Source organism: Streptomyces sp. NPDC048496 (genome assembly GCF_043200055.1).
In the GTDB taxonomy this organism is placed as follows: Bacteria; Actinomycetota; Actinomycetes; order Streptomycetales; family Streptomycetaceae; genus Streptomyces.
Window position 1 is genome coordinate 1 of the sequence record NZ_JBICXB010000116.1, and the last position, 3,971, is coordinate 3,971.

Annotated in this window: 5 protein-coding genes; 2 read left to right on the forward strand and 3 right to left on the reverse strand. The window is 66.8% G+C overall.

Translation table 11 applies throughout. The annotated features are described in order from the left end of the window. The first annotated feature begins 191 nt into the window (after positions 1-191). Entirely contained in the window at positions 192-425 is a 234-nt protein-coding gene (locus ACGFSA_RS34875) for a hypothetical protein (protein WP_393310156.1), read from the forward strand. Positions 426-466: 41 nt separating this feature from the next. Then, entirely contained in the window at positions 467-892 is a 426-nt protein-coding gene (locus tag ACGFSA_RS34880) for a hypothetical protein (protein ID WP_393310158.1), read from the forward strand. Positions 893-1,198: 306 nt separating this feature from the next. Here the strand turns inward: ACGFSA_RS34880 and ACGFSA_RS34885 are convergent, their stop codons facing one another. The 3 genes from ACGFSA_RS34885 to ACGFSA_RS34895 all read right to left on the reverse strand — a co-directional run bounded on the left by ACGFSA_RS34885 (position 1,199) and on the right by ACGFSA_RS34895 (position 3,748). Then, entirely contained in the window at positions 1,199-2,431 is a 1,233-nt protein-coding gene (locus ACGFSA_RS34885; protein ID WP_393310160.1) for an MFS transporter, read from the reverse strand. Continuing rightward, entirely contained in the window at positions 2,428-2,961 is a 534-nt protein-coding gene (locus ACGFSA_RS34890) for a winged helix-turn-helix domain-containing protein (protein ID WP_393310162.1), read from the reverse strand. Before ACGFSA_RS34890 ends, ACGFSA_RS34885 begins: the two co-directional genes overlap by 4 nt. A gap of 535 nt (positions 2,962-3,496) precedes the next feature. Further along, positions 3,497-3,748, reverse strand: a complete 252-nt coding sequence (locus ACGFSA_RS34895) for a hypothetical protein (protein ID WP_393310164.1) — start codon at positions 3,746-3,748, stop codon at positions 3,497-3,499. Positions 3,749-3,971: the final 223 nt, after the last annotated feature.

Sequence of the window (3,971 nt, forward strand, 5' to 3'; positions counted from 1 at the left end):
CGCCTGGTCACACGGGGCATCCTCACCGAACCCGAACCCGGCCTGTTCGCCCAGCCCCGCCCCTGACCACCGCCCCGCCCCGCTGACCAGCCCCCCTCACCCAACCCCAAGCGCGAAACGGTCATAACCTCGCGTACTGCACTCTAAGTGGACAGTGTGCAGTTCAACTGAGTCGATGTTGGCTGGTGGTCATGGACACCCTCTTGCCGCCGACGGATGCCATCGCGGCGACCAGTCGAATCGAGGCGCGCTTCGTCGGCGCTGCCGGAGAATTCCAGCGTTTGCCATGGCTGCACGTCGCGCAGGGGCTCGCGCTCGAAGAGCTGGCGCCGGTGCGGATGTTCCCCGTACGTCGGGGGCGACCACTAGCGATCGGCTGGTCGGCACCAGCCTCTAGACGAAACAAATCCGCAAGGATAATCTGAAGTCAGAATTTTTCTTTGACTTCAAAGTTGGGGGGATCCTTATGGCTACACCTGTGTTCGACCTCACCGCAGGCGACGCTGGCGGCCAGGTCGAGAGCTGGGAGGAACTGCGGCACGCCGTCGAAGAGTCCGGCGGCGTTCTTCGCGTCGTCATGTGGCTTCTGCGTGACCTGGAGCAGGCCGGCCGCCTCGGCGTTCATGTCCGTGCCAGCATCAGCCGTCGCCTCGACGGTCTCGGACTCGCCCACCTGCCCGCCGATATCCCCAGTGAGCAGTACGCCGTCATCACTCTCTATAAGCGCGGCACTCCTGCTGCCGCCGTCGTCGACGCCGTGTTCCGCGACGGCAGCAGCAAGGCGGCCGAGGTCGCACTTCGCCGCATGAACACCTCGCGGGACGCTGAGAAGCTCCAGGTCATCACCGAGAAGGTGGAAGAACTCGCCAACATCCTCCTCGACGAGGAGTAGGAGCCGCCCGCAGCTCGGTCTCACGCTACTCAACGTGAGGCCGAGCTCTCGGCGGTAGGGAATACGCGACACCTCAACATGCGGGCTTACCAGTCCCACGGCCGTTGCCGAAGCGCCTGCGCTGTTCCTCGCTGAGAAAGTTGGTGGGCACGCCCGACTCCTTGATCCTCGTCTCGACTCGCGCGCGACGATCGCAGCCGAGCGGCGCGCGGTGGCCGGAAATCGGGGATACCAGCACGTGCACACGGGCGGCCTGGTAGAGGAGCGGGTCGGGCCAATCCATCGCGGTCGCCGACGTCGGCGGGCCTATGGGGTGATGTCAGCGGTGGCCCTCGCCGGTTCGGTGTCGACACTGCGGCGCTGCTCGGGTCGGGTGAGCAGGTAGATCGACGACAGGGCAGCCAGGCTCGCGATGACCAGCAGAACGATCCGGTAGTCCATGACGGCGATCAGCGCGGCGCCCGTGGCGATCGCGACCGTCTGCGGGATGGAGAGGACCAGGTTGAGTGCCGCGTCCGTCCTGCCCATCAGCTCTGGCGGTGTGCGTCGCTGAAAGAGGGTCATGATGCCCACAGTGATCCACGGCAGGCTTGAACCGATGAGCGCGGCGCCCACGAGCACGGCTGGCGTCGAGGACGCTGCCAGCAGCAGGAAGCCGACCGTGGCACAGGCCAGGCCCAGGGCGACAAGGATGCCTTCGCTGAGACGCCGCATCAGCGCGGCCGCTGTGAGGCCGGCGGCGACCGCGCCGACTCCCTGGGCTGAGATGAGGACCCCCAGGAAGGCGTCCGGACGGTGCAGCCCCTGGCTGACCACGGCGAAGACAGTTGTTTCCGAGAGCCCGAATACGATCATGATGAGCGTGCCGACCATGGTGAGTTGCCGCAGGGCAGCGGTGTCGCGGATGTGGCGGGCGCCGGCAGCCGCTTCGGCCAGCCAGTGCTGTTCGGACGGTGTCGACGGCTCGTCGCGCACGCGTAGGGCGAGCAGGGTGGTGACGGCGACCAGGAAGGTCACCACGTCACCGATGATTACCGGAGTCGCGCCGAAAGCGGCGAGCAGCGCGGCGCCGAGGAGGGGCGTGACCAGCCGCAGCCCCCACTCTGCCGTCTGCATGGCGCTGTTCGCGTCTCCGAGAAGCTCCTCGGGGACCACGGTCTGCAGCAAGCCAGTCTGTGCTGGCCCCAGCACACTGGCGGACAAGCCGTAGCCGAACATCACGACGTAGATCAGCCATACCTGGCCCCGGTCCTGGACCAGCAGCAGGAGCAGGACGAACGCTGCGGTGGCCAGGTTGGTGGCGATCAGTAGCGGTCGGCGGCGCATCCGGTCGGCGAGTACGCCTCCTACGGGCCCGGCCAGGGTACCGAGCGCGAACATGAAGAACGACAGGCCCGCGGCCGAGGCACTCCCAGTGAGCATCTTGATCCAGATACCCAGAGCCAGCCACAGGGCCGAGTCTCCGAAGGTCGACAGGATCTGCCCCGCTATGTAGAGCCGGGCGTTGCGGTTGGCCAGCAGCTTGCGCATAGCGGTCATGCCTCCGGCTTGGTCGCGTCGAGCGGGTAGCTGAACAGGAGCAACTCGACCGGCAGGCTGTCGGCAGGGCGACGCGACGGGTCCTCCAGGCGGTCCCGGTAGCGGTCGAGGACCTGGAGCAGGTCGGCGTTCAGTTGCTCGGCCTCATCGGGCGTGACGTAGGCCAGGTTCTCGATGCCGCTGGTCACCTGCTGCCAGGCCCCGGAGAACTGGGAGCGGCGGGCGTTGACCGTGCTAGCCCGGTTGAGCCACGTCTCCCACAGCAGGTGGGCCAGGGCCTCGGAGGCGTGGGACATCTCCGCGTCCCCTGAGGATTCGCCGAAGGAGAAACCGATGTGTCTGAGCCGCCACGGCCGGCGTCGGCCGGGCGCGTCACCGGCTTCCTCGACGAAGCCGTACTTGGCCAGGTTTCGCAGGTGGAACGCGCAGTTCGTCGGGGTCTCCCCGATCATCTCGGCGGCTTCCGTCGCCGTGAGCGGTTCGCGCTGGGCAAGCGCCTCCAAGAGCGCGAGCCGAGTCGGATGCGCCACCGCCCTCATCGTCTTGGGGTCCGCAAGTGGACGGACCGGACGCGCGTCAGTCCCAGGGTGGTCTGAGGGCTGACGTGATTGTTCGAGAGACATGTTTCGAGATACTACGCTCGAAACACTACGCTCGACAAGGTCGCCGCATCGCCAGCCGGTGAGGCTCTGGTACAGCAGGGCGTTGACGATCTCCCGGCGGCGAAGTTGGGTACGGCATCCACGTCCGGCCGCGGCGCGGAAGCCTTTCACAAGGGCGTACAGGCCCTGGCCGGCTCGACGCCGCCCAGCTTGCCGCGCTCGCCCAAGTCGGAGTGGGCTGGGCCAGGCCGTGATCACAGGAGAACGGTTCGCCTCATGGCGCGGAGGGTGCTGGTCACCCGGAAGCGCCGCTCCCTTTCACGGCGAGCCGGGTCCGGCCTCCGACGTCGAGGCCGGACCCGGCTCGTAACCGTGTCACCGGAGGGCTCCCGCAGGCGTTCGCGGTGCGGCGAATCAACGATGAGACCGATGCTTCGCTAGGCAGCCCGACACGAAGGGGTGATTACGCGACCCATACGTAGAGCGCGTACCGGCCGCTGCCGACCGAGCTGCAGTAGGCGGGGCCGGCGTAGGACGCCACCATCGAATAGCACCACGACTCGCTGCCGGTGCCGATGTACCTCCAGCTCCCAGGCACTGTCGCTGTGATGTCGGTCTGGGAGGGGGTTGCGGGGGCTGCCTGTGCGGTGGCAGCGCCCCCTGCCAGCATGGTGGCTCCCAGAGCTATGCCGGTGAGCAACAGACGTGCGCGCATGTGTGTATCTCCTTCTCGCTTCGTGGAAGTGAATCCGCTCTGTGTGGTCGTTCCAAGGATGTCGAGAGGCGGTCAGAAGGTCCTTGTCGTGGCTCGCACAGTCCTTGTTCCTCCCCGCACAGCGGCATTGACCCGGCAGCTGTAGTTCTTGATCGTTGACGGATTCGTGCTGGTGAGAGGTCCGATGGGGTGCCCGCAGGAACGAGTACGGCCACCGCGATGA